This window comes from Paenibacillus lacisediminis (assembly GCF_046567315.2).
In genome coordinates this window covers 527,379-550,452 of record NZ_JBKIAX020000002.1, presented here as the reverse complement: position 1 = coordinate 550,452, position 23,074 = coordinate 527,379, and the positions used below count along the sequence as shown (strand labels likewise).

Sequence of the window (23,074 nt, the reverse complement as noted above, 5' to 3'; positions counted from 1 at the left end):
TGGAGGTGGTTTGATGCGTATTGACGCTCACCAGCATTTTTGGAAGATCGACAGAAACGATTACGGCTGGATTACGCCGGAAATTCCGGTGCTTTTCCGCGATTATTTGCCTTCTGATCTTGAACCGCATTTGCCAAAGCACGGCATCGGCAAAACGATTTTGGTGCAGGCGGCGCCAACGGTTGAGGAAACCGAATTTATTCTTGAATTAAGCGAAACGGCCGATTTCATCGCCGGTGTGGTCGGATGGCTGGATCTTGAGGACCCTTCTTATAAGAAACAGTATGAGTGGTTTTGCAAGCATCCGAAATTTATCGGGTTTCGCGTGATGATCCAGGAGATGGAGGACCCAAACACCGTTTTATCGCCCGCCTATTTAGAAGCGTTTTCATATTTTGCGGAACAGGACGTGCCGGTTGATTTGCTTGTACTGGCGAATCAACTGCCGCAGCTTGTCCAATTGCTGGAGCGAATCCCCAGGCTTCGGGGCGTCGTCGACCATTTGGCGAAGCCGCCGATCGCTTCGGGGGTGCTGGAGCCGTGGAGAAGCCATATGGCGGAAATCGCCCAATATCCGAACATCTGCTGCAAGCTTTCGGGGATGGTGACGGAAGCCGGCCGTCAGGGGTGGAAAAAGGAAGATTTCACGGCATACGTCCAGGCAACGCTTGATTTGTTTGGCCCCGAGAGGGTGATGTTCGGCAGCGATTGGCCCGTGTGTCTTCTGGCGGCAACTTATGATGAAGTCGTGGACATATTACGGCAAGCGTTGCAAGACCGGCTGCCCGCGGAAGCGATCGAAGCTGTTTTCGGCGCCAACGCCGCGAAATTTTACAAGTTGAATAAACATTGAGATTGGGGGAACGACACGATGAAATACAGAAAGTTGGGGACCACCGGGCTGAACGTGTCGGCGTTAAGCTTTGGGGCGTCTTCGCTGGGAGGCGTGTTCCGGGATGTTCAGAGGGATGAGGGGATACGTACGGTCCATACCGCCATCGACATGGGCATCAATCTGATTGACGTTTCGCCTTATTACGGCCTGACGAAGGCGGAAAACGTGCTGGGCGAAGCGCTGCGGGCGATTCCGCGGGACCGGTATGTTTTGTCCACGAAAGCGGGGCGTTACGGGCAGGACGAATTTGATTTCTCGCGGGAGCGGGTGATTCACAGCGCGGAAGAAAGCATGCGGCGCCTGGGGACGGATTATCTCGATATTTTACTGCTGCACGACATCGAGTTTGGCTCGCTGGAGCAGGTGGTGGAGGAAGGAGTCCCCGCGCTTGAACAGTTGAAAAAATCCGGGAAAATCCGTTTTTTCGGCGTATCCGGCTTGCCCTTGAATATCTTCGAAGCGGTTTTGTCCCGTACCGCTCTGGATGTCATCTTATCGTACTGCCATTATTCTCTGAACGATACTACGCTGCTTGGTCTCCTTCCGTTGCTGGAACGGCAAGGAACCGGCCTGATCAACGCGTCGCCGCTGTCCATGGGTTTACTGAGCAACCGGGACGTGCCGGATTGGCATCCTGCGGGCGAGGACATCAGGGCCGCTTGCCGGCAGGCCGCCGAACATTGCCGGAGTAAAGGAGCGGACATCGCGAAGCTGGCGGTCCAGTTCTCCACGGCGGATGAACGCATTCCGACGACGCTGGTCAGCACGGCGACCCCGGAAAATATCCGCAACAACATTTTGTGGACGGAAGAACCGATGGACGAAGCATTGCTGCGGGAAGTATTGGAGATCCTGAAGCCGGTCGATGGCGCAACGTGGCCGAGCGGACGGCCGGAATGGGGCGGAGAGCCGGTCCGGCGGAGCGGGGGGCGATGATCATGAAGGGCATCATCTGCGAGGAAGTTGGGCGGTTCGTGTTTCGGGAGGATCTGCCGGAGCCGCAAATGCATGAGGGCGAGGCGATCGTAAGGATTCGGAGGATTGGCATTTGCGGAACTGACCTGCACGCGTACCGGGGCAATCAGCCTTATTTTACCTACCCGCGCGTGCTCGGCCACGAACTGGCCGGGACGATCGAGCAAATCGGCGACAACCGGGAAGGGCTGCGGGCCGGCGACCAGGTCAGCGTTGTCCCGTACATTCATTGCGGCCATTGCCGGGCCTGCCTGAGCGGGAAAACGAATTGCTGTCAACATATGAAGGTGCTGGGCGTCCATACGGACGGCGGAATGCGGGAGCGAATCTCCGTGCCAATATCGAGTCTTATCAAGACGGAAGGACTGACGTTGGATCAGGCGGCGATGCTGGAGCCGCTGGCGATCGGCGCGCACGCCGTCCGCCGCTCGGGGCTGGGCGCCGGGGATCAGGCGCTCATCATCGGCGCCGGACCGATCGGGCTTGGCGTGATGGCGATGGCCGGATATGCCGGAGCAAAGGTGATCGCGATGGATGTGAACGACGAGCGTCTGGAATTTTGCAAGGTTTGGGCCAAGGCCGAGCACACGGTGAACGCGCTCCGGGAGCCGCAGGAGCGGCTGGCCGCGCTAACGGACGGCAGCTTCCCGGCATTCGTCATCGATGCTACCGGCAACGTCTCGTCGATGGAAAACGCTTTCGGGCTTGTCGGCCATGGCGGCTCTTTGACCTTCGTCGGATTGGTGAAAAGCACGATTACCTTTAGCGATCCCGATTTTCATGCCCGCGAAATGACGCTTCAGGGCAGCAGAAATGCTACACGGGAGGATTTTGAGCAGGTGCTTGCGGCCGTATCGTCGGGGTGCATTGATATCGGCCGTTACATTACCCACCGCTGCGGATTTGAAGACATGATCGGGCAGTTCGACAGTTGGCTGAAGCCTGAATCGAAAGTGATCAAGGCTTTGGTGGAACTGGACTAATCGCTGAACATATATGCTATTTTGGCGGATTGGAGGAGCAGTATGACCAGTTTGGAACAGAAGCACCGCTTATGGTACAGGAAACCTGCGGCCGAATGGAACGAAGCGCTTCCGATCGGCAACGGACGGCTTGGCGCGATGATCTTTGGGGGCACAGCCCAGGAGATGCTCCAGCTCAACGAGGATTCGGTGTGGTATGGAGGTCCGCGCGATCGCAACAATGAAGACGCATTGCCTCATTTGCCCCAAATACGCAAGCTGATTATGGAGGGACGGCTGCAGGAGGCGGAGGAGCTGGCGGCGCTGACGATGACGGGGCTGCCCGAAGCGCAACGCCATTATTTGCCGCTCGGCGATCTGCTGCTGTCGTTCGCTGATCACGAGCAGCCTGCCCAAGACTACATGCGGGAGCTTGATTTGGAGAATGGCTTATCCCGGATCAGCTATCGGATTGGCGAGGTGCGGTACACCCGCGAGCTGTTTGCCAGTTATCCGGATCAGGCGATCGTCATCCGGGTTTCCGCCGACAAGGAGAAGGCGATATCTTTCAAAGCCCGGTTTAACCGGCAGAATTGGAGATACCTGGAGAAGTCGGAGAAATGGGGATTATCCGGGCTGGTTATGCGCGGAGAGTGCGGGGGCAAGGACGGCGGATCTTTTTGCGCCGTAATGAAGGCGGTCCCGGAAGGCGGCGACTGCCGGACCCTTGGCGACCACCTGCTGGTGAACGGAGCGGATGCGGTCACACTGCTGTTGGCTGCCGGCACGACCTTTCGCCACCCGGACCCGGAGCTTTACGGCAAGCGGCGGTTGGATGAGCTCAGCAGGGTTCCCTACACTGATCTTCTGGCCCGGCATATCGCGGATTACCGCGAGCTGTACGGGCGGGTTGACCTGAAGCTGCCGGAGAGTCCGGGCAAAGACGTGCTGCCGACTGATGATAGGCTGGAACTGTTTCGGCAGGGCGCTGAGGATCACGGGCTGATCGCAACCTATTTCCAATTTGGCCGATACCTGCTCATTTCCTCCAGCCGCCCGGGTTCCTTGCCCGCGAACCTTCAGGGAATATGGAACAACAGCTTTTTACCGCCATGGGACAGTAAATTCACGATTAATATCAATGCGCAAATGAATTACTGGCCGGCGGAAAACTGCAATCTGACCGAGTGCCACGAGCCTTTGTTCGATTTGATCGAGCGGATGCGGGAGCCCGGCAGGGTAACGGCCAGGGTCATGTACGGCTGCCGGGGATTTACGGCGCATCACAATACGGATATCTGGGCGGACACGGCACCGCAGGATAAGTATCTTTCGGCTTCCTACTGGCCGATGGGCGCCGCTTGGTTATGCCTGCACCTGTGGGAGCATTACCGGTTTACCCAGGACCGTTTCTTCCTTGCGCGGGCGTATGAGACGATGAAGGAGGCGGCGTTGTTCCTGCTCGATTATTTGATCGAGGACGACGAAGGGCGACTGATTACTTGTCCGTCCGTCTCCCCGGAGAACAGCTACAGGCTGCCGAATGGCGAGACAGGGGTGCTCTGCGCCGGGGCCTCGATGGATTTTCAGATTATCGATGCGCTGTTCGACGCCTGCATCCGCAGTGCGGAAATCATCGGACAGGACGAGGTCTTCTGCGGGGAACTGGCCGCCGCCCTGAAGCGGCTCCCCAAACCGCAGATTGGCAAATACGGGCAGATACAGGAATGGATGGAGGATTATGAGGAGATGGAGCCGGGACACCGCCACATCTCTCATTTATTTGCATTATACCCGGGCCAAGCCTTCAGCGTGGAAGGCACGCCGGAATTGGCCCAATCCGCCCGGACAACGCTGGAACGCAGGCTGGCGAGCGGCGGCGGCCACACCGGCTGGAGCCGGGCGTGGATCATCAATTTCTGGGCCCGTCTGCAGGATGGGGGCAAGGCTTACGAGAACGTGAGGGCGCTGCTGGACCATTCCACGCTGCCTAACCTTTTCGACAACCATCCTCCGTTTCAAATCGACGGCAATTTTGGCGGAACGGCAGGCATTGCCGAAATGCTGTTGCAAAGCCACGCCGGGGTGATCCGGCTGCTGCCCGCATTGCCAGGCAGTTGGCACGAGGGGAGCGTCAAAGGGTTGCGTGCCCGGGGCGGCTTTACCGTCGACTTCTCCTGGATGGAGGGCATGATAACGGAAGCGGTCGTGACTTGCGCGGTTTCCGGACCCTGCCGCTTGGAAGCGCCTGGTCTTGACCCCGTTACGTTTGCGGGGGAGGCCGGCTGCTCTTATACGTTTAGTAAAAAGACGTGGAGTAGTCATTAAAAACTCAACTTTCGGTGCGACCAGCACGAAAACCTATAAGCAGGGGAGCATGGGGATGACAGCGATGGAATGCGGAGCTTGAAGCCGCTATTCAGGAACTTGAACGTGCTGAAACCTTTACATGGAAGGCACTATATGCCACTCCCGGCACGTTGCGATATAAGGAAGCGGGGGAAATCTCACGAAATGCAAAAGTGCACGCGGTTTTCGTCGAAATTCCTCGAAACAGGTGGTTCAGATGCAAAAGTGCAGTTCATTTCGGGGCAAAAGCTACTTTTTTATCGTATATCCCCAAAAGAGATGAATTTTTGCATTTCAACCGCTCTAAAATGGAGATTTGCGGAGAATGGAATGCACTTTTGCAGTTGATCCCATCGGGCCTCTCCATGCCTAGGTAACGTTCCATTTTAAAGTAAAGAACGTGCTTCGACCCGCTGGAAAAATGTGCTTAATTGGTGTCATTTTCGTCGCCTCTTTTTAATAATGTGCGGCCCATGCTTCCAACCGGAAAGGAAGATGGGCTTTTCTTGCATTTCCGGAAAAACGCGATTTTGTAATTTAATATTTCAAAAGAAAGTTCAATAAAATCAATAAAAATTCTATTAAATTTTATCGCCAATCCATTTATAGTGAAATTGTAAAAATGTAATATATTTCTATTATATGATTTTTAAGGAGGTTGATCGGCCGTAAAAGTTTATTCGAAGATTTGATCTCCGGTTGATTCCATTCAGAGATTAAACGAAAGGAGACGTGAAAGTAATACAAAAGAATACTGCACAGGACCAAAATACTTTTGAAAATCCGATTATATGGGCGGATGTGCCCGATCCCGATGCAATCAGAATTGGAAGCGTTTTCTATATGACGAGCACAACGATGCACATGAACCCGGGTGTGCCGATCATGAAATCCTATGATCTCGTCAATTGGGAAATTGTAAACTATGTTTACGGTACACTGGGGGATTTGGACGCGCAAGCTTTACGGAATGGCCAAAATGAGTATGGCAAGGGCTCGTGGGCCAGCAGTCTTCGGTATCATAACGGCACCTATTATGTGGTTTTTTCATCCAGCATAGCGGGGAAGACTTTCATCTACCGGACACAAGATATCGAAAACGGTCCGTGGACAAGCTCCACGATCGGTTTTTACCATGACATGTCACTTTTGTTTGATGACGATGGGAGAGTGTACCTCGTTCATGGGAGCGGAGATATTCGCCTTACCGAACTCACCTCGGATGCCGCCGCCGTCAAACCGGGCGGGTTAAATCAGGTCATTATCCCCAACGCCAGTTTGGCAGCGGGTCCTAACGTAGGCCTTCCGGCCGAGGGGGCGCATATTCAAAAAATCAACGGCAAGTATTACGTCTTCCTGATCACCTGGCCGCAGGGAGCCGGCCGCACCCAATTGGTGTTTAGAGCCGATCGTATTACAGGTCCTTATGAAGGGCGGGTCGCTTTGGACTATGCCGGTATAGCTCAAGGCGGAATCGTGGATACGCCGGACGGAAAATGGTATGGCCTGTTATTTCAGGATCATGGCTCCGTAGGACGCATTCCCTTTATTGTCCCTGTCGCCTGGCAAAACAACTGGCCTGTATTCGGCGTGAACGGTCAGGTCCCCACGCAGATGCAAAAGCCGGTCACCGGCGTGAATTCGAATGAATGGTTTGTGGCCTCCGATGAATTCAATCAGTCCCGGCTTTCGCTGGTATGGCAGTGGAATCACAATCCCGACTACAATCTTTGGTCGCTTACGGCGCGTTCAGGATATCTGAGACTGACGACCGGAAGAACCAGCACAAGTATTTTGGATGCCCGTAACTCGCTGACGCAAAGAACCGTTGGCCCGGAAAGCTCCGGACGGATCGCGTTGGACGTAAGCCGCATGAAAAACGGCGATTATGCGGGGCTTGCGGCGCTTCAGAAGAACTACGGGCTTGTTGGCGTCAAAATGTCCGGCAATTCCAAATCGGTCGTGATGGTCAACGGCAGTTCGGCAACCCCGGTGGAAGTGGCCAGCGTGCCGCTTGCACAGAACAATGTGTATTTAAAGGTGGAGATGGATTTCAAAAACAAAACCGATAAAGCCTATTTTTATTACAGTTTGGACGGCAACCGGTGGACGGCGATCGGCAACAGGCTGCAGATGAGCTACACCATACCGCATTTCATGGGTTATCGGTTTGCCATCTTTAATTATGCGACTCAATCGGCCGGCGGATACGTGGATGTCGATTATTTCCGAATCGAAAACCGGATGACGGGAACGGAGTGATCATCCGGAGAATCCCACCGTGCAAAGCGGCTCGGTGAATAAACTGAATATTTATATTTTTTAGATAAGTTTCCAATCCATTATTGGGAGGCGATTTTATGTATTTGGTAAAGTCAAAACTTGTGCATGTATTGACCGCTTTGGTCATGGTGGTATCTTTGCTGGTGTTTTCCTCGCCGCAAATTGCGAATGCGGGGCTTGTGTCAGGCTCCAAATTTTTAGGCAACATTATCGCTGGCTATGTTCCCTCCAATTTCACTGCTTATTGGAACCAAGTCACACCTGAGAACTCCACAAAATGGGGTTCTGTCGAGGGCGTACGCGGTTCTATGAACTGGTCGCAAGCGGATATGGCCTACAACTACGCCAAGGCCAATGGCTTACCGTTCAAATTCCATACGCTCGTATGGGGAAACCAAGAGCCGGTGTGGATTTCCGGGCTGCCGGCTGCGAATCAAAAGGCGGAAGTTACCGAATGGATTCAAGCGGCCGGTCAAAAATACCGCAACGCGGAATTCGTCGACGTTGTGAACGAGCCGCTGCACGCCAAGCCTTCTTACCGGAATGCGATCGGCGGCGACGGCTCTACGGGATGGGATTGGGTCATCTGGTCGTTCGAGCAAGCGAGAAAGGCGTTCCCGAATTCCAAACTATTGATTAACGAATACGGCATAATCAGCGATCCGAATGCGGCGCGGCAATACGTTCAGATCATAAACTTGTTGAAGGCCAGAGGTTTAATCGACGGCATTGGCATTCAGTGTCACCATTTCAATATGAATACCGTTTCCGTAAGCACGATGAACAGCGTCCTCAGCACGCTGTCTGCCACCGGGCTGCCGATCTACGTCTCGGAGTTGGATATGACGGGCGACGACGCGACTCAATTGCAAAGATACCAGCAAAAGTTTCCGGTGCTGTGGGAACACCCGAACGTGAAAGGCATTACGCTCTGGGGGTATATTCAAGGACAAACATGGGAGGACGGCACTCATCTTATCACCAGCTCGGGCGCCGAACGTCCGGCCATGACATGGTTGAAGGGTTATCTTGCCGGAAGACGATAACGGTACGGCGGATCATAACTGGAGATTCAACGTTTGTTAGATAACTATGCAAGGAGGGGAATGAAATGAAAAAAAGCAGTCGAATGAAAGCTTTACTATTGGCTTTTGTCATGCTGTGGGCGGGAGTGTTGAACGGCCAGGTGGTGCAGGCGGAAACAGCGGCGATCGCTAAAACTCCGGGCAACTCCAATCCATTGATGGACCACAAGCTTGGGGCCGATCCATCCGCACTGGTCTATAACGGCAGAGTCTATATTTATATGTCAAGCGATGCTTATGAATATGACAGTAACGGAAAGATCAAGTCCAACTCGTTCAGCAATTTAAATAAAGTGCATCTGATCTCATCCGACGATATGGTGAACTGGACGGATCACGGGGCTATTCCGGTGGCCGGGTCAGGCGGCATTGCCAAGTGGGCGTCGGGTTCATGGGCACCGGCCGCAGCGCACAAAAAAATAAATGGCCAGGATAAGTTCTTCCTTTATTTTGCCAATGGCGCTGGAGGGATCGGTGTACTCACGGCGGATAGTCCGATCGGACCGTGGACGGATCCGCTGGGAAAAGCGCTGGTTTCCTGGAGTACCCCGGGAGTCAGCGGCGTTGTTTGGTTATTTGATCCGGCTGTTCTGGTAGATGATAACGGCTCCGGCTATTTATATTTTGGCGGGGGAATTCCTGGCGGTGATAATCCAACTCAAAATCAATGGGCAAGTCCCAAGACGGCCCGCGTCATCAAATTAAGCAGCGATATGATTCATATCGAAGGCAATGCGCAATTGCTTGACGCCCCATTCTTTTTTGAGGATTCAGGGATCCACAAGTACAACGGAAAATACTATTATTCCTATTGCTCCAACTTTGGCGGAAATCATCCGGCGGGCAGCCCGCCTCCCGGTGAAATCGCCTATATGGTGAGCGACAACCCCATGGGGCCGTTTACTTATGTGAAATCCATCTTGAGAAATCCGTATGTGTTCTTCGGCGTTGGGGGCAATAATCACCACACCATTTTTAACTTTAATAATAAGTGGTATATTACCTACCATGCCCAAACCGTCAGCAAAGCCCTTTTAGGTGACGGCATGGGATACCGCTCTCCTCATATCAATGAACTGACGTATAGCGGGAATGAAATCGTACCGGTTCAGGGCACGATGCGGGGAGTTTCGCAAATTAAGCATCTGAATCCGTATCAAAGAACTGAGGCGGAAACCATCGGGTGGAACGGCGGCATTCTGACCGAAGTTTCCCAAGCGCCGGGCGGCATGGTGCCAAGCGTAAATATGAATGTAACCGATATCCACAACGGGGACTGGGTTGCAGTGGGGAACGCCGATTTCGGATCAACCGGCGCAGCCTCGTTTAAGGCCAATGTTGCGTCCACGGTAGGAGGGCAAATCGAAATTCGCCTCGATAGTCCAACGGGACAGGTGGTCGGCACGCTTAATGTCGCTCCTACAGGGGGGAACCAGGTATGGAGATTGCAAGAAGCGAATGTTAATCGAGTGACAGGCGTTCATAATATCTACTTTATGTTTAAAGGCGCAAGCGGTCAGCGTTTATTTAACTTCGACTACTGGCAGTTTGCTACTTCTTCCGGCGGGGGAAACGCCGGTTGAAAGCGGCAAAGTGGAATTGACAGGCTGGATATTTATTCAACCGAGTGCGTTTTGATTTGCGTATCCAAAAAAATTAGGGAGGTGTAGTTTTATGATTTCACGGTTTAAAAAGGCTATCTGTGCAGGTTTGGCTCTTGTAATTGCATTGTCCTTCATGGCGGCACCGGGCGATGTTGCCGCAGCCAGCGACGCCGTCGTGAATGTATCGGCGGAAAAACAAGTGATTCGCGGTTTCGGAGGTATCAATCACCCGGTTTGGATCGGAGATTTGACGGCGGCACAAAGAGAAACCGCTTTCGGAAACGGAAATAACCAGTTAGGTTTCTCGATATTAAGAATTTATGTGCACGAAGACCGCAATCAGTGGTACCGGGAATTGGAAACGGCAAAACGTGCCATTGCCCTCGGGGCCATCGTGTTTGCGTCGCCATGGAACCCGCCTTCCGACATGGTCGAGACCTTCAACCGCAACGGCGATACGTCGGCAAAACGGCTCCGTTATGACAAGTACGCCGCATATGCCCAGCACCTTAACGATTTCGTGACTTACATGAGGAATAATGGCGTGAATCTGTATGCGATTTCCGTCCAAAACGAACCCGATTATGCGCATGACTGGACGTGGTGGACTCCGCAGGAAATGCTTCGCTTTATGAAAGAAAACGCCGGTTCCATTAATGCCAGAGTGATCGCGCCGGAATCGTTCCAGTATCTGAAAAATATGTCGGACCCGATATTAAACGATCCGCAGGCGCTTGCCAATATGGATATTCTTGGCGCACATCTATACGGTACCCAGATCAGCAATTTTGCTTATCCGCTATTCAAACAAAAAGGAACGGGAAAAGATCTTTGGATGACGGAGGTATACTACCCGAACAGCGACAACAACTCGGCGGACCGCTGGCCCGAAGCCTTGGATGTGTCTTATCATATCCACAATGCGATGGTAGAGGGGGATTTTCAGGCATACGTATGGTGGTATATCCGCAGATCATACGGTCCGATGAAAGAGGACGGCACGATCAGCAAACGCGGTTACAATATGGCTCATTTCTCCAAATTCGTCCGTCCCGGCTATGTCAGGGTGGATGCCACGAAAAATCCTGAAACAAACGTTTACGTATCTGCCTATAAAGGTGACAACAAAATCGTTATCGTTGCCATTAACAGAAGCGGCTCCGGAGTCAATCAGAACTTTGTCCTGCGGAATGGATCGGTTTCGAAAGTATCCCGATGGATCACGAACAGCAGCAGCAATCTTCAACCCGGAACGGAGCTTACGGTGACGGGCGAGAATTTTTGGGCTCATCTCCCGGCCCAAAGCGTGACCACCTTCGTAGCTGATCTTGGCGCAGCTTCAGGCAGTAGCGCCACTTATGAAGCCGAGAAAGACGCAGCCTTACCTAACGCTGTCGTAGATAACCTACATTAAGGATATAACCGCACCGCAATTGATTAGCATTTAACTGCCGAATAATCGGGGATGGATCGAATCCACCCCGATTGTTACAAGGTCTTGGCTCGAGACAAATCTCTCCTTCTACGCCCTTGCATCTCTTATGATATCCGTAATTTTCCTTGCGTTTGTTGCGATATCGGCTTTTGAGCCCTTGGTCAAAAGCCCCCCTATTCCAACTGAATCAACACCGTTTTTAATCCAATCTCCCAAGTTGTCTAACGTTACTCCTCCGGAAGCCAATATAGGCATATAAGGAAGCGGTGTTTTGATAACCGGGACTAAGGATGGACCATAAAAATTGGATATAGGGAACGCCTTGACAAAAGATGCTCCCAGCTCCAAAGCCTGAACCATTTCAGTGACGGTCGCACATCCAGGAGCATACGGAATTCGATATCTGTTGCATACTACGGCAACTTCCTTGCTTAGATTTGGAGCTATAATAAATTTTGCACCGGCAAGAATGGCCAGTCTCGCCGTTTCACCGTCCAATACGGTGCCTGCCCCTACCAATAACTTATTTTTGAATCGATCATTAAGGGCTTTTATTACTTCTCCGGCATTTGAAAGCGTGTAACTGATTTCAAGAACATCTACTCCACCCTCCAGGCACCCTTCGGCAATCTCTGTTGCTCTTTCCACGGTTTCCGTTCTGACAATGGCCATAACCCCGGTGTTTATTATTCTTTTTTCAATATCAGGCTTAAGCATAATCAGCCTCCTCAATACCATAATATTTAAGCATTTCTTTGATTTTATCTATAGTCGTGTCATCCGGTTCACTAACCGGCGGTCTGGCCGAACCGACAGGAATTCCGGACAATTCAACCGTTTTTTTCAATACTGACGGGACCGTTCCCAGTTTCAATACCGCTCTGAGAGCTTCGATGTTCTCTTGAGCTTTTTCGGCAGAATCGAGGTCTCCTTTAACATAATTTTCGTATATCGATACATCCAGGTCGGTAATCAGGTTCGCGGTAGCGGCAATTGCGCCTGCAGCTCCTGCTTTTAAAGCTTTCAGGATCAGGGAATCAGAGCCCGACAAGACGGCAAAGTCTTCTTCCTTTGAAGCCTGGAGATAGTCCTCAATATTCTCGAGCTTGCCGCTGCTGTCTTTGATTCCGATAATGTTTTTAACTTGTGCAAGCTCTTTGACTGTGTTTGCATCCATATTTACGCCCGTATTTTTGGGGATATTGTACAAAATGATCGGTGCTTCGACCGATTCTGCCACAGTTTTGTAATGGGCGATCAGTTCCTTTTGAGTAGGAGGCACAAAATAAGGGGTTATCACCGACAGCGCATCCGCGCCAAGTTGTTTCATTTTTCGGGACAGGGAGATAACTTCTGTTGTACTGTTTCCGCCAGTTCCTACGTATACAGGTACTCTTTTCCGGACATGTTCAATAACAATCTTGGCGAAATCAAGTTTCTCTGCCTCACTCAGCACATGGAACTCACCGTTTGTTCCCAGAATAAAAAGCCCGCTTACTCCAGCGTCGATGAGTTTATCCACTAATTGTTTTGTCGCGATTTCGTTGACCTTTTGATGTTCATCAAAAGGGGTAACCATTGCGGCAATGATTCCTTTAACTTCCATGATTGCTTCCTCCTTCGATTAGACTCCCTTGACCGATTTTCCCAAAGCTCCGCCAGGATGCCATTTCACGTATTTTTCAGGGGTTAGGTCCCGTTCTTCCTGAAGCAGCACGCTTAGGCTTTGCAGCAAAATGATTTCGGCTGCGATTGACGCCCTTGGGGGTTTGTTTAATTTATCTCCTTCAAAACCGACCCCTGCAAACAGGACAACATCGCCTTTGCTGGCAAGCCAGGAATCTTTATTGCCGGTAACGGAAATAATTTTGGCTCCGTTGCTTTTCAACGTTTCAACGGTAGCTTTCAATTCTTCTGTTTCTCCACTGTTGGAAATTGCTATAACGACATCGCCGGGAACTACCTGCCCGGACGAGCCATGAACGGCTTCGGTTCCGTGAAGCTCATAGGTGGGAGTGCCGGTCGAAGAAAGAAGAGAGGCGGTGTAACCGGCAACATGGCCTGGTTTGCCGATGCCTGTCACATGAACGCGGCCGTGATTTTTTTCTGCTTTAAAAATAAGATCGCGAGCTTGTTCAAGCGCCGCTTCGTCGATTAAGGCAATGAACGTCGATATTTCACTGTGCAGGATAGCCAAGAATTCAGGTAATGTTTGCTTGCTCATGCTCATGATTCGTCCTCCTTGAAACGATAAGAGCTATAGCCATATTTATAGCTCTTATCCATCGTTAATGTAACTTATATGGGCTTGATCAGCTGCATGATTTTGTGCAATAAGGTTCCGATGACGTTGTAGTCGATATTAGGGAAGGTAGCGCCTTCAATGCCAAGCGTTCCGTACACCGGGTACAGAATGGTCGGCAGGAATGCAAGAAACAGTCCGGCAATAAATGATCCGGCAACGGCACCTCTCCATCCGCCGGATGAATTGCCAAATACCGCAGCCGTACCTCCCGAGAAGAAGCAGATATGAGCGGCAGGGATAATGACTACCGGAAATACCCCAGGGAATGCGGCCATTACGACGACTGCCAGCAGACCGGCGGCATAGGCGCAGATAAATCCGAGAATGACTGCATTGGGAGCATACGGGAATACGGTTGGCACATCCAGCGCAGGACGCGAACCCGGGATATATTTTTCCGAAATAATAACGAATGCGGCAGTGATCTCGGCCAGGAACATACGAACACCTGTCATCAGCACCGACATTCCCGCAACAAATGTGAAGGCCTGCACAAGCGGGAACACCAGCCAGTGCTGGGAACCGGCAAGCTCTTGAGTGAAAATTTGACCAGCTTTTAATGTGGCCACGTAGAACAATATCAGCATAACAATCGACAGGCCCATCAGGAAATCCCTGAAGATGGACAGCCATTTTGGAAATTGAATGGATTCCGTCGTTTCATTTTCGTATTTTGAGAATAAACGGCCGATATAGCCTGACAGGCCATAACCGATCATATTGAAGTGACCGATGGCCTGCTCGTCTCCACCTGTCATTTTACGCATGAAGGGTTGGCAGAATTGCGGCAGCGCGGCGGACATAAAGCCGAGAATCGTACCGCCGACTGCGATCGTAACGGCTGTGTCGAATCCGTGCGCCTTCATGATCAATACCAGCACACACGAAAAAAACAAGCTGTGTCCGGTGGTAAAGAAAATATTTTTGAATTTTGTAATCCGCGCAAAGACCAGATTCAATACGAATCCAAGAATCAAAGTCAATGAAACCTCAAATCCGTATGTACCTTGCGCAAGCGCCGTAGCGGCTTCGGGCGAAGCGATAACTCCTGTGATGTTAAACCCGTGCTGGAACAATTTGTTGAAATTCTGCAATGCTCCAGTCATGGCTGCAGCGCCGATGCCGAAGATGAGGAACCCGATAAGGGTTTTCGAAGCGCCGGTGAATACTTCAGTAGGCGATTTCTTTTGAAGCACCAAACCGATGAAGGCAACTACACCCAGCAAGACAGCAGGCGTACTCAAAAAACTGATAATAAAGTTCACATATATTCCTCCCTGCGAATACTCAATTTAGTGCTTCATTGTTGTTTCGAAGCGAGAAAATGCTCCAATGCCGCCTTGATTTCGTTGCGATCAACGATATTGTGAATTCCGATAATATCAATTTTGAGGTTTTTCTTTTTCAGTTCTTCAGCAACGTCGATCAATGTCTCGACAGCGTCACCATTGAACCCGTTTAATGCGTCCAGTGAGCCGTGCTCGATTTCAATCGGAAAATTATTTTCTTTGATCACTTGCTGAGTCTTGATTTTCAGCATCAAGCTCGATCCGACACCTGCTCTGCATGCAACTAGAATTTTGTACATAACCAAGCTCCTTTTCAGAATTTTTGTGCTTTGATGAAGTCAATAACTTCCCCGGCATTCCTGGCATTGTCCAGCGTTTTGAAAAATTCATCCATCTCCAACAGTTCGGCCAGCTCGGACATTGCGCGCAAGTGACTATTACTGTCTACGGCGCTTAAAGAAATCACGTATTTTACCGGATCGTTATCTTGATGCCCGAACGCGACGGGTTTTTCCAGAGTCGCAATGCCGATGGCTATTTCTTTTGCTCCTGCCTTGGGCCTTGCGTGCGGCAGCGCTACATGTTTGGTGATCACGATATAAGCCCCGGATTCTTTTGCGGCATCGACCATAGCATCTACATATTCTTGGGTAGTCTTGCCGTTTTCAACGAGAACGGATGCCGACTGCCTGATGGCTTCCTCCCGATTTTTGGCCGGCACCTTTAGTTTGACTAGCTTTTCATCGATAAGATCGTTCAGCATTAGTTCTTCTTCTCCTTTAGGCGTAAAATTCTCTATTTGTGTAAAATAGGATAGCAGTTCACCCGAAAGCATCGCTTCAGAAGTGACTTTCGCGTATTTTTTTATAATGCTCATAACCTCGTCTATCTGAGGTTGCCTCAAAAATAGATCGCCTAATTGAATGTACACCTCGCGCGCAATCTTATATTTTTCCTTTTGCGTCATGACAGGACTCACTTTAATCACAGGCGCATCCATTTCCAGACTTTCTGCCTTATAGCTGGTCGTAAACACAATGTCTACAGGAACGGAAAAATTTTTCAATTCGGAGGATTCCAGTGGCGGCAAAAAGTGCAGCTCCGGAAATAAATGCGTAAGTTCCGCATACAAGATCGCTGAACTGCCTACCCCGTTTGTACAAACAATCAGCGCTGTTCTTTTTTTCAAGATGTCAATGTTTTTGCTGTTCGAGAAAATAGTTGCAAAATGCATGGTTAAATACGCCAGTTCTTCTTCTTGAATCTCTTCGCCAAATAAACTGCAGAATTCTTTGGTCGCGTTGCTGACGATTCTGTAAACGAGCCGATACTCTTCTTTCACTTTTTTACAAAGTGGATTGTAAACAGGGAATTTGAACAGAAGCCTGTAATAAGCCGGTCTAAAGTGGGAATATAGCTGCTTGAACATTTTTTCCTGGTTGACGAAATGTACGCCGCTTAAATATTCGAACTTCGTCATCATTTTATTTATAATTTCCGAAATCACAGCTCTGTCTTTGGTGTCTTCCTCTGCATTTCCTATGGAGATGCCCAAAATCCAGGCGCTGATATACATGACGTCATGAGGCTTTATTTCATTTCGTCCACCACATAATTCCAGTAATTCCTCAGCAAATTTATATTCCTTCATGGAGTTCATGACTGCAACGTTGGGAATGTCTATATTCTCAAGAGCACTCGTATTCTTGGAGAATATCCTCGCTTTCATAAAGATGAAGATATAGATAAATTCTACCAACCTATCTTCGACAAAATTGATTTCATGCTTTTTTACAAGGTCCGATATAAGCTCTTTCGATTTCTCAAAACTGTCCAATTTATATTCTTCGATGAAAATATCAAATACTCTTGAACTTTCCGTATTGGAGAGGGTTTCAATAATATTTCGGATAAGCACTCTCCTGATTTCTATTTCGGATCCAACTAAATGGTAGCCGTTTGTGCGATTGTTCTTGATCTCGATGGCTTTATTCTCAAGGGCGGGGATCAAATCTTTAAAATCAAGATTCACGGTGGAACGACTCACCTTCAGAGAATCCGTAAAGTGATGGATTGAAACATCCTCCATGTTTATAAAGAGCATTAAATACATGTATAAAAGCCGTTCTGTTTTGCTCAGATAGTAGGTTCTTTTAGAATATTTCTTTTCGAGAATTTCTTTAATGGTATCTTTTGTTTCTTTTTGAATCACAATGTCTTTTTTGGAGCCCAGAGAAATTAGCGGCGCTTTTTCCGCTTTGAATATGGCGTTAATTTTCTCTAGCCTGTAGGAAATCTGTCTTTTGGAAGAATTGGTTTCCTCTTGAAGCCCTTTTGCAGTCACGACCGTGCTATTTAACAAAATCCGAAGAAGCGAGATGATTTCTTTATCCATTTGCTCTCTCCCTTCTCTGGTCTCATCGGCAAGCATCTCATCCTTGGATTTTGTTTTCGTTCCCTCCTTGATATTCATTGTATTTAAGGATATTAGCGCTTTCAATTTGATTTACGTCCGACTTTTGTTCGTGACCATTACAAAAATTATATTTGCTGCTCATTACTCAGGATGTACAAACTAGAGACGATTCTGGGATAACGTTAGCATGAGGCAAGTGAAAACTTGAGAAACCGGCAAAATTAGTCTATTGAAGATCTCGGGTGACAACATAAAGGAATAAAAGGGCGCTATTTCAGCGACATCCCCTATGTTGCGTAAACATAGAGGAATTTTATGGCGCTATTTTCACGATTTAGTGGCAAAAGGCCGCCCTTCGACCTGTTCATCGAAAAATAAGACCCAAAAGTTCCTCTATTACATGGGGATGATACTGAGCACAAGACTAATATAGAACAAAGCGATCTATGGCCCCCGTCCGCAGATAAGCCATATTATTTCCGGATCATTCTACTAGTTCATATCTGTGTGTAGATAAGAGAGGTGTAATTATGACAACAAGGCAATGGGTCACAAAATTTGTGTTCATGCACAAATGGGTATTTTTATGTGGGTTCGTCATCACTACATTAGGAACTATGATCAATTTGATTTATCCGTTCCTCAACGGGATGTACAGCGGAGATATGATCAGCCGAATGAACAACGACACCAAGGATGTTATGAATCTCGTATTCTGGAGTGGGCTTTGGGGGTGTGCCAATTTTTTACATATATTATTCGCTGTCTGCTTCATGTTTTACTACAATATATTTTTGGGCGTTTTTACTGTCGTTCTCGTTCCTGCCGTATTTTATACTTCGAAGCATTTCAAGAAAAAGTCGCAAAATATGAATAAGGATATTTCAAAGGAAAAGGGCAAACTATCCTCTTACTTGTTTGAAATCGTGAAAAATTTGCAGGAGATAATACTCCTAAATGCACGTAAAGAAGTAATGAAGTTTTATTTAAGAAAAACGACAGCCATCAATAAAATGAACGTAGTAAGCGGAAGAATCGATGTGACGTCAGAAAGAGTTAATTCGTTCATCACGCTTATCGCACAACTGTTGATATTTGTGACCTGTGCGTATTTTATTGTTAAAGGCCAGATGCAACTTGGCGTTTTTGTAGCTGCCTTAAGCTATTTCAGTATGGCTGTGACCTACTTTAGCTCCATAAACGGCAAAATTATAGATGCCGGGAAGCAACTTGTCTCCATACAACGTGTCGTGGACATTCTGAATGAAGAAGAGGAAGATTACAAAGAAAGTCATCCTCCGAAACAAATTAAGGATGGCAAAATTGATTTTAACAATGTCACATTTGGGTAAACGGAAGATAAGCGTGTTCTGAACAGATTCAATCTCCGGATTGATGCAGGAAGCACGATTGCCATTGTCGGAAAGAGCGGCGCAGGTAAAACATCAATGGCGAATCTGCCCTACAACTTATATAACGTTGACAACGGCGAGCTTCTGATCGATGGTATGAATGTCAACGAATATAACTTGCATAGTTTGCGGAGCCCTGTATTCGCATCTAGGGATTACCTATTCGTTCTTTACGAAAAACTTCATTACCCAGTTGTTTATCTATTTTGTTGGTGAATTATTCGTCATTAATGGTTACCGCAAGTCGGTGTGTTGCTTGTTTTTATTAGCTTTTATGGGCAGTTTTTCGGGATGATAGAAAACATTAGTAACTCCATCATAAACTTTAAGAATGATTCGGTTAATATCGAAAAAGTGGTTGAGATACTGAATTTAGAAGGTAAAAGACCCTATAAGAAAATTGAAGGAACAGATATTTATGTTGAAAATCTGAGATTTTCATATGAGGGAAACGATTCATTTGCTCTTGACGGTATTTCGTTCTCGGTGACTAAGGGGGAGCATCTGGCAATCGTAGGGAAAAGTGGCAGCGGCAAATCTACCATCGCTAAACTGTTGACAGGGAAGATTAAACCGCAAGGTGGTATTGTACGCATTGGAGACATTGATATATATGCGGTGAACAGCGAGAGTCTGTCAGAAAAAGTTAGTATAGTTGTGCAGGAGCCAGTTCTTTTCAATATGACGATCAAAGAAAACCTATTGCTGGCAAAGGGTGACGCAACGGATGCGGAATTGATAGATTGTTGCCGGAGAGCGAGTATTTACGATTTCATTGAAACGTTGCACCATAAATTAGATACGATAATCGGAGAAAAAGGAGTAAAACTTTCAGGGGGTAGAGACAACGCCTATCTATTGCTCGTGCATTTTTACAAGACAGGGACATCATCATTTTTGATGAAAGTACAAGCGCCCTTGACAACGAAAATGAGAATGACATCATTACAGAACTTAAGCGCCTTTCATCAGGCAAAACGATGATTTCCATTGCTCATCGTTTATCTACTATTTTGGACTGCGATAAGGTGATGGTTTTAAAAGTGGCGAAATAGCAGCTTTTGATACCCATGAAAAACTACGCAACAGAAATGAAACCTATGATTTACTTTTCCAAAATCAGTATATAGCAGGTGAATAACCAAGTGGCTCAAAATGGAATTACCGTGAACAGCGTAGCCCCCGGGTTGGTAAACACCGACATCTGGAAATCGCTGGACCGGGTTACGGCCGATTCCGTCATTGCTTCCATCCCGATGGGCAGACCGGGCGAAACGGAGGAGATCGCCTCCGCCATCGCGTTCCTGGCATCCGCAGAGAAACCGAGGCTGCATTTGAGGCAAGCCTCGGTTTTTTGCTTATGTGTAAGACACCATCCATCTTCGCTTCAATTTTGCAGATATTCAATTCAGACGGAGCACTGAGGCATGTCTGATTCTTGCGGGCAGCCGGATTATATCTTTAGAGAGCTGATTCCATTTGGCTAAATCGTTTGATCCGAATGCAGCATAATATCCTTCATTAAAACCGTCCGCCAGCAGGATCCACTTCCATGGCAGCCGTGTGTCTTTCGGAAGTTTGTAAACCGTCGGTCCTTCCAAAAGTGATGGGGTTAGCAGATCCGAAAGGGGGCCGAAGACAATTTCATCCGGTTTAATCTCCATCCGGCAGGAGCGGATCGCTTTGAAATCGGTGCCAGGTTCATTTCGTCCCCGTTCATCCTTAAAGAATAGAAGTTGGTCGTCGTCCACGGTCATTACCGAGGCATCGATCACATTAAACCCGGGATCGAAGAACAGGGATGACTCCGTGAATGATCGAAAATCACGGGTTGCAGTGGACCAAATTCGGTGATTCCGTAGACCTGGTTGAACAGTGGAGGACCAAATGATCCGATAAACGCCATGGGTTGCATCATAGAAAGCTTCCGGAGCCCACGCATTCTGGGTATCCGGAAATTGCTCCATGACCGGAATGAGCCGTGCATCTTCCCATTTGACCAGATCGGCGCTTGATGCATAGCCGATGCTGCGGCTGCTCCAGCCGTCTGTCCAAAGCGCGTGGAACCTGCCGCTTTTGTCCTGAAGAATAAACGGATCCCGGATTTGTCCGGTCCCTATCGGGGAGATCAACAGAGGACGGCCGCCGTTTCGTTCCGTCCAAGTCAGACCGTCCGTGCTCTCCGCAAGGAATAAATTTTCCGCGTCTTCTTTAAAGTAACTAAGCAAGTACATAACGTTCTCCCGCTTTCCCTTTTATTTGATCCCGCTAGTAGCAACTCCTTCGACAAAGTGCTTTTGGGCAAGGAAGAAGATGACGACTGGAGGAATGATCGCAACTATGGACATGGCAAACAGCGAACCCCAGTTAATCTGAGCAGCGTTGTCCACGAACATTTGCAAAGCCAAAGGCACCGTGTATTTACGCACCTCGTTTAAATAGAGCAGTTGGTCGAAATAATCATCCCAACTCCATAGGAATGAGAAAATTCCCATTGTATAGAGCACTGGCTTACAGTTCGGCAGCAGGATGTTAAAGAACGTGCGGAATGGGCCGCAACCGTCCATTAGAGCAGCTTCATCCAAATCCCGCGGCAGCCCTCTTAAAAACTGAATCATCAAATATACAAAAAAGGCATTGCTGGCCAGAAAGTACGGCAAGATCAGTGGAAGCACGGTGTTAATCCAACCCAACTTAGCAAACATAACATAACGGGGAATCAGTAACACCTGTGTCGGCAACATCAGTGTTCCAAGCAGAATCGAGAACCAGAGTCCCTTTAGCGGGAAATTCATCCGTGCGAAAGGGAAGGCGACGAGTGAACTGGAAAGAACGCAGCCGACGACCGATAAGAGTGAGATCGTCAACGAATTCATGATAAACTCGCCAAAGGTAAAACCGGGAACAGCATTCCATCCGTTTGCATAATTACTGAACTGGAACTGTGATGGCCATAGACTTGTAACTGTGAAAATTTCGTCATTGGCTTTAAAACTGCCGAGCAGAAGCCAAATGATTGGATAAACCATCGTAAAGGACATAAGCACCAATAGAAGATTCTTGCCGATAACGGCGGGCTTTAGCTGGATCATTTCCCTCTTCCTTTCGTGTCGTTCTCGTAATACACCCAGCGTTTGGATGTCAGGAAAATAACGGCCGTCACGACTGCGATCAGCACAAGCAGACTCCAGGAAACCGCAGAAGCGTAACCCATACGCTGTTGCTTGAAAGCAAGGTCGTAAATATACAGTACGGAGAACAGGGTCTCGTCCATCGGGCCGCCCTTAGTGATGATATATCCTTGAGTAAACACTTGAAAAGAACTGATAGTCTGCAAAATCAAATTGAACAGAAGGATGGGCGAGATCATCGGAAGCGTGATTTTGAAGAACCGGGAGACCGAACCCGCACCGTCTATTTCGGCCGCTTCGTAAAGCTCTCCGGGAACATTTTTTAAACCTGCCAGGAAAATAACCATCGACGATCCGAACTGCCATACAACTAGCAGGATCAGAACATAAAGAGCGTAATCCGGTTGTCCCAGCCATTCTTTTCCGGTGATGCCAAGCAAGCTAAGAAAGCTGTTAAGCAACCCGTCCAGCCCGAAAATATTACGCCACATCACAGCTACGGCAACGCTTCCCCCGATCAGGGAAGGCAGGTAGAAGAGAGTCCGGTAAATCGTCATGCCAAGCGATGCCCTATAGAGCAAGATAGCGACAAACAGCGCCATGGCAAGCTTGAGTGGAACAGACAGGATGACATACTTTAGAGTGACTTCAATCGATTTCAAGAACCGCGGGTCGTGGAACATTTGAACGTAGTTTTGGAGGCCCACAAAGGTCGAACTTCGAAGTGTGCTGTCCGTCAGCGAAAGATAGAATGAATTGAGGAACGGCCAGAGCGTTAGTCCAAAAAATCCGACCAGCCAGGGCAGCAAGAACAAATAGGCAATCCATGCTTTTTTCTTGAAGCGGCTTGCCTTTTTTTTAGTTTGGGTCGTAATGACCGATGAGGTTTGTATGGTTTCCATAGACTCCAGCTCCTTTCTGATGTTGAAGCGC

The 23,074-nt window shown here is 48.7% G+C and carries 20 protein-coding genes and 1 pseudogene; 12 read left to right on the top strand and 9 right to left on the bottom strand.

Annotation, left to right across the window (positions count from 1 at the left end; translation table 11 throughout):
- Positions 1 to 13 precede the first annotated feature (13 nt).
- The 8 genes from ACLD72_RS05890 to ACLD72_RS05855 all read left to right on the top strand — a co-directional run bounded on the left by ACLD72_RS05890 (position 14) and on the right by ACLD72_RS05855 (position 11,567).
- Positions 14 to 853: an amidohydrolase family protein gene (locus ACLD72_RS05890; RefSeq protein WP_411001775.1), complete on the top strand. Its 840-nt coding sequence runs from the start codon at positions 14 to 16 to the stop codon at positions 851 to 853.
- Between the two features lie 18 nt (positions 854 to 871).
- The gene (locus ACLD72_RS05885) at positions 872 to 1,831 is read left to right on the top strand and encodes an aldo/keto reductase (RefSeq protein WP_411001776.1); all 960 of its coding nucleotides are present in this window, start codon (positions 872 to 874) and stop codon (positions 1,829 to 1,831) included.
- Between the two features lie 2 nt (positions 1,832 to 1,833).
- A complete protein-coding gene (locus ACLD72_RS05880) occupies positions 1,834 to 2,853 on the top strand; it encodes a zinc-binding alcohol dehydrogenase family protein (RefSeq protein WP_251591693.1) in 1,020 nt (339 codons plus the stop codon).
- 42 nt (positions 2,854 to 2,895) lie between these two features.
- Positions 2,896 to 5,160, top strand: coding sequence for a glycosyl hydrolase family 95 catalytic domain-containing protein (locus tag ACLD72_RS05875; RefSeq protein WP_411001777.1), 2,265 nt, complete (start codon positions 2,896 to 2,898; stop codon positions 5,158 to 5,160).
- A gap of 753 nt (positions 5,161 to 5,913) precedes the next feature.
- The gene (locus ACLD72_RS05870) at positions 5,914 to 7,443 is read left to right on the top strand and encodes a glycoside hydrolase 43 family protein (RefSeq protein WP_411001778.1); all 1,530 of its coding nucleotides are present in this window, start codon (positions 5,914 to 5,916) and stop codon (positions 7,441 to 7,443) included.
- 146 nt (positions 7,444 to 7,589) lie between these two features.
- Positions 7,590 to 8,510, top strand: coding sequence for an endo-1,4-beta-xylanase (locus ACLD72_RS05865; RefSeq protein WP_411001840.1), 921 nt, complete (start codon positions 7,590 to 7,592; stop codon positions 8,508 to 8,510).
- A 110-nt stretch (positions 8,511 to 8,620) separates the two neighbouring features.
- Positions 8,621 to 10,132, top strand: coding sequence for a glycoside hydrolase family 43 protein (locus tag ACLD72_RS05860; protein ID WP_411001841.1), 1,512 nt, complete (start codon positions 8,621 to 8,623; stop codon positions 10,130 to 10,132).
- 91 nt (positions 10,133 to 10,223) lie between these two features.
- Positions 10,224 to 11,567, top strand: a complete 1,344-nt coding sequence (locus ACLD72_RS05855) for a glucuronoxylanase (protein WP_411001779.1) — start codon at positions 10,224 to 10,226, stop codon at positions 11,565 to 11,567.
- A 108-nt stretch (positions 11,568 to 11,675) separates the two neighbouring features.
- On the opposite strand, the gene ACLD72_RS05850 is transcribed toward ACLD72_RS05855, so the two are convergent.
- The 6 genes from ACLD72_RS05850 to ACLD72_RS05825 form a co-directional block, all read right to left on the bottom strand.
- A complete protein-coding gene (locus ACLD72_RS05850; protein ID WP_411001780.1) occupies positions 11,676 to 12,305 on the bottom strand; it encodes a ketohydroxyglutarate aldolase in 630 nt (209 codons plus the stop codon).
- Complete coding sequence (gene dapA, locus ACLD72_RS05845; protein WP_411001781.1) at positions 12,298 to 13,194, bottom strand: 4-hydroxy-tetrahydrodipicolinate synthase; 897 nt, start codon at positions 13,192 to 13,194, stop codon at positions 12,298 to 12,300. The genes ACLD72_RS05850 and dapA overlap by 8 nt, the downstream gene beginning before the upstream one ends.
- 18 nt (positions 13,195 to 13,212) lie before the next feature.
- A complete protein-coding gene (locus ACLD72_RS05840) occupies positions 13,213 to 13,818 on the bottom strand; it encodes an SIS domain-containing protein (RefSeq protein WP_411001782.1) in 606 nt (201 codons plus the stop codon).
- A 68-nt stretch (positions 13,819 to 13,886) separates the two neighbouring features.
- Positions 13,887 to 15,158: a PTS ascorbate transporter subunit IIC gene (locus ACLD72_RS05835; RefSeq protein WP_411001783.1), complete on the bottom strand. Its 1,272-nt coding sequence runs from the start codon at positions 15,156 to 15,158 to the stop codon at positions 13,887 to 13,889.
- 35 nt (positions 15,159 to 15,193) lie between these two features.
- Positions 15,194 to 15,481 carry a PTS sugar transporter subunit IIB gene (locus ACLD72_RS05830; protein ID WP_128629896.1) on the bottom strand — a complete coding sequence of 96 codons (288 nt, stop codon included), beginning with the start codon at positions 15,479 to 15,481 and terminating at the stop codon, positions 15,194 to 15,196.
- Between the two features lie 14 nt (positions 15,482 to 15,495).
- Positions 15,496 to 17,655 (bottom strand): BglG family transcription antiterminator, encoded by a 2,160-nt coding sequence (locus ACLD72_RS05825; RefSeq protein ID WP_458475610.1) that lies wholly within the window; start codon positions 17,653 to 17,655, stop codon positions 15,496 to 15,498.
- A 473-nt stretch (positions 17,656 to 18,128) separates the two neighbouring features.
- Between ACLD72_RS05825 and ACLD72_RS05820 the strand changes: the two genes are divergently transcribed.
- The 4 genes and pseudogenes from ACLD72_RS05820 to ACLD72_RS05805 form a co-directional block, all read left to right on the top strand.
- Positions 18,129 to 18,950: an ABC transporter transmembrane domain-containing protein gene (locus ACLD72_RS05820; RefSeq protein WP_411001785.1), complete on the top strand. Its 822-nt coding sequence runs from the start codon at positions 18,129 to 18,131 to the stop codon at positions 18,948 to 18,950.
- A gap of 18 nt (positions 18,951 to 18,968) precedes the next feature.
- Positions 18,969 to 19,226, top strand: coding sequence for an ATP-binding cassette domain-containing protein (locus ACLD72_RS05815; RefSeq protein ID WP_411001842.1), 258 nt, complete (start codon positions 18,969 to 18,971; stop codon positions 19,224 to 19,226).
- Positions 19,227 to 19,364: 138 nt separating this feature from the next.
- Positions 19,365 to 19,994: an ATP-binding cassette domain-containing protein gene (locus ACLD72_RS05810; RefSeq protein WP_458475609.1), complete on the top strand. Its 630-nt coding sequence runs from the start codon at positions 19,365 to 19,367 to the stop codon at positions 19,992 to 19,994.
- Positions 19,995 to 20,152: 158 nt separating this feature from the next.
- Positions 20,153 to 20,434, top strand: a pseudogene (locus ACLD72_RS05805) (SDR family oxidoreductase); the annotation flags it as partial.
- On the opposite strand, the gene ACLD72_RS05800 reads toward ACLD72_RS05805, so the two are convergent.
- The 3 genes from ACLD72_RS05800 to ACLD72_RS05790 are packed head-to-tail and all read right to left on the bottom strand — an operon-like array spanning position 20,414 to position 23,043.
- A complete protein-coding gene (locus ACLD72_RS05800) occupies positions 20,414 to 21,244 on the bottom strand; it encodes a glycoside hydrolase family 43 protein (protein WP_411001787.1) in 831 nt (276 codons plus the stop codon). The pseudogene ACLD72_RS05805 and the gene ACLD72_RS05800 overlap by 21 nt on opposite strands.
- A 21-nt stretch (positions 21,245 to 21,265) precedes the next feature.
- Entirely contained in the window at positions 21,266 to 22,102 is an 837-nt protein-coding gene (locus ACLD72_RS05795) for a carbohydrate ABC transporter permease (protein WP_128629893.1), read from the bottom strand.
- The gene (locus ACLD72_RS05790) at positions 22,099 to 23,043 is read right to left on the bottom strand and encodes a carbohydrate ABC transporter permease (protein ID WP_251591603.1); all 945 of its coding nucleotides are present in this window, start codon (positions 23,041 to 23,043) and stop codon (positions 22,099 to 22,101) included. The genes ACLD72_RS05795 and ACLD72_RS05790 overlap by 4 nt, the downstream gene beginning before the upstream one ends.
- Between the last annotated feature and the right edge of the window lie 31 nt (positions 23,044 to 23,074).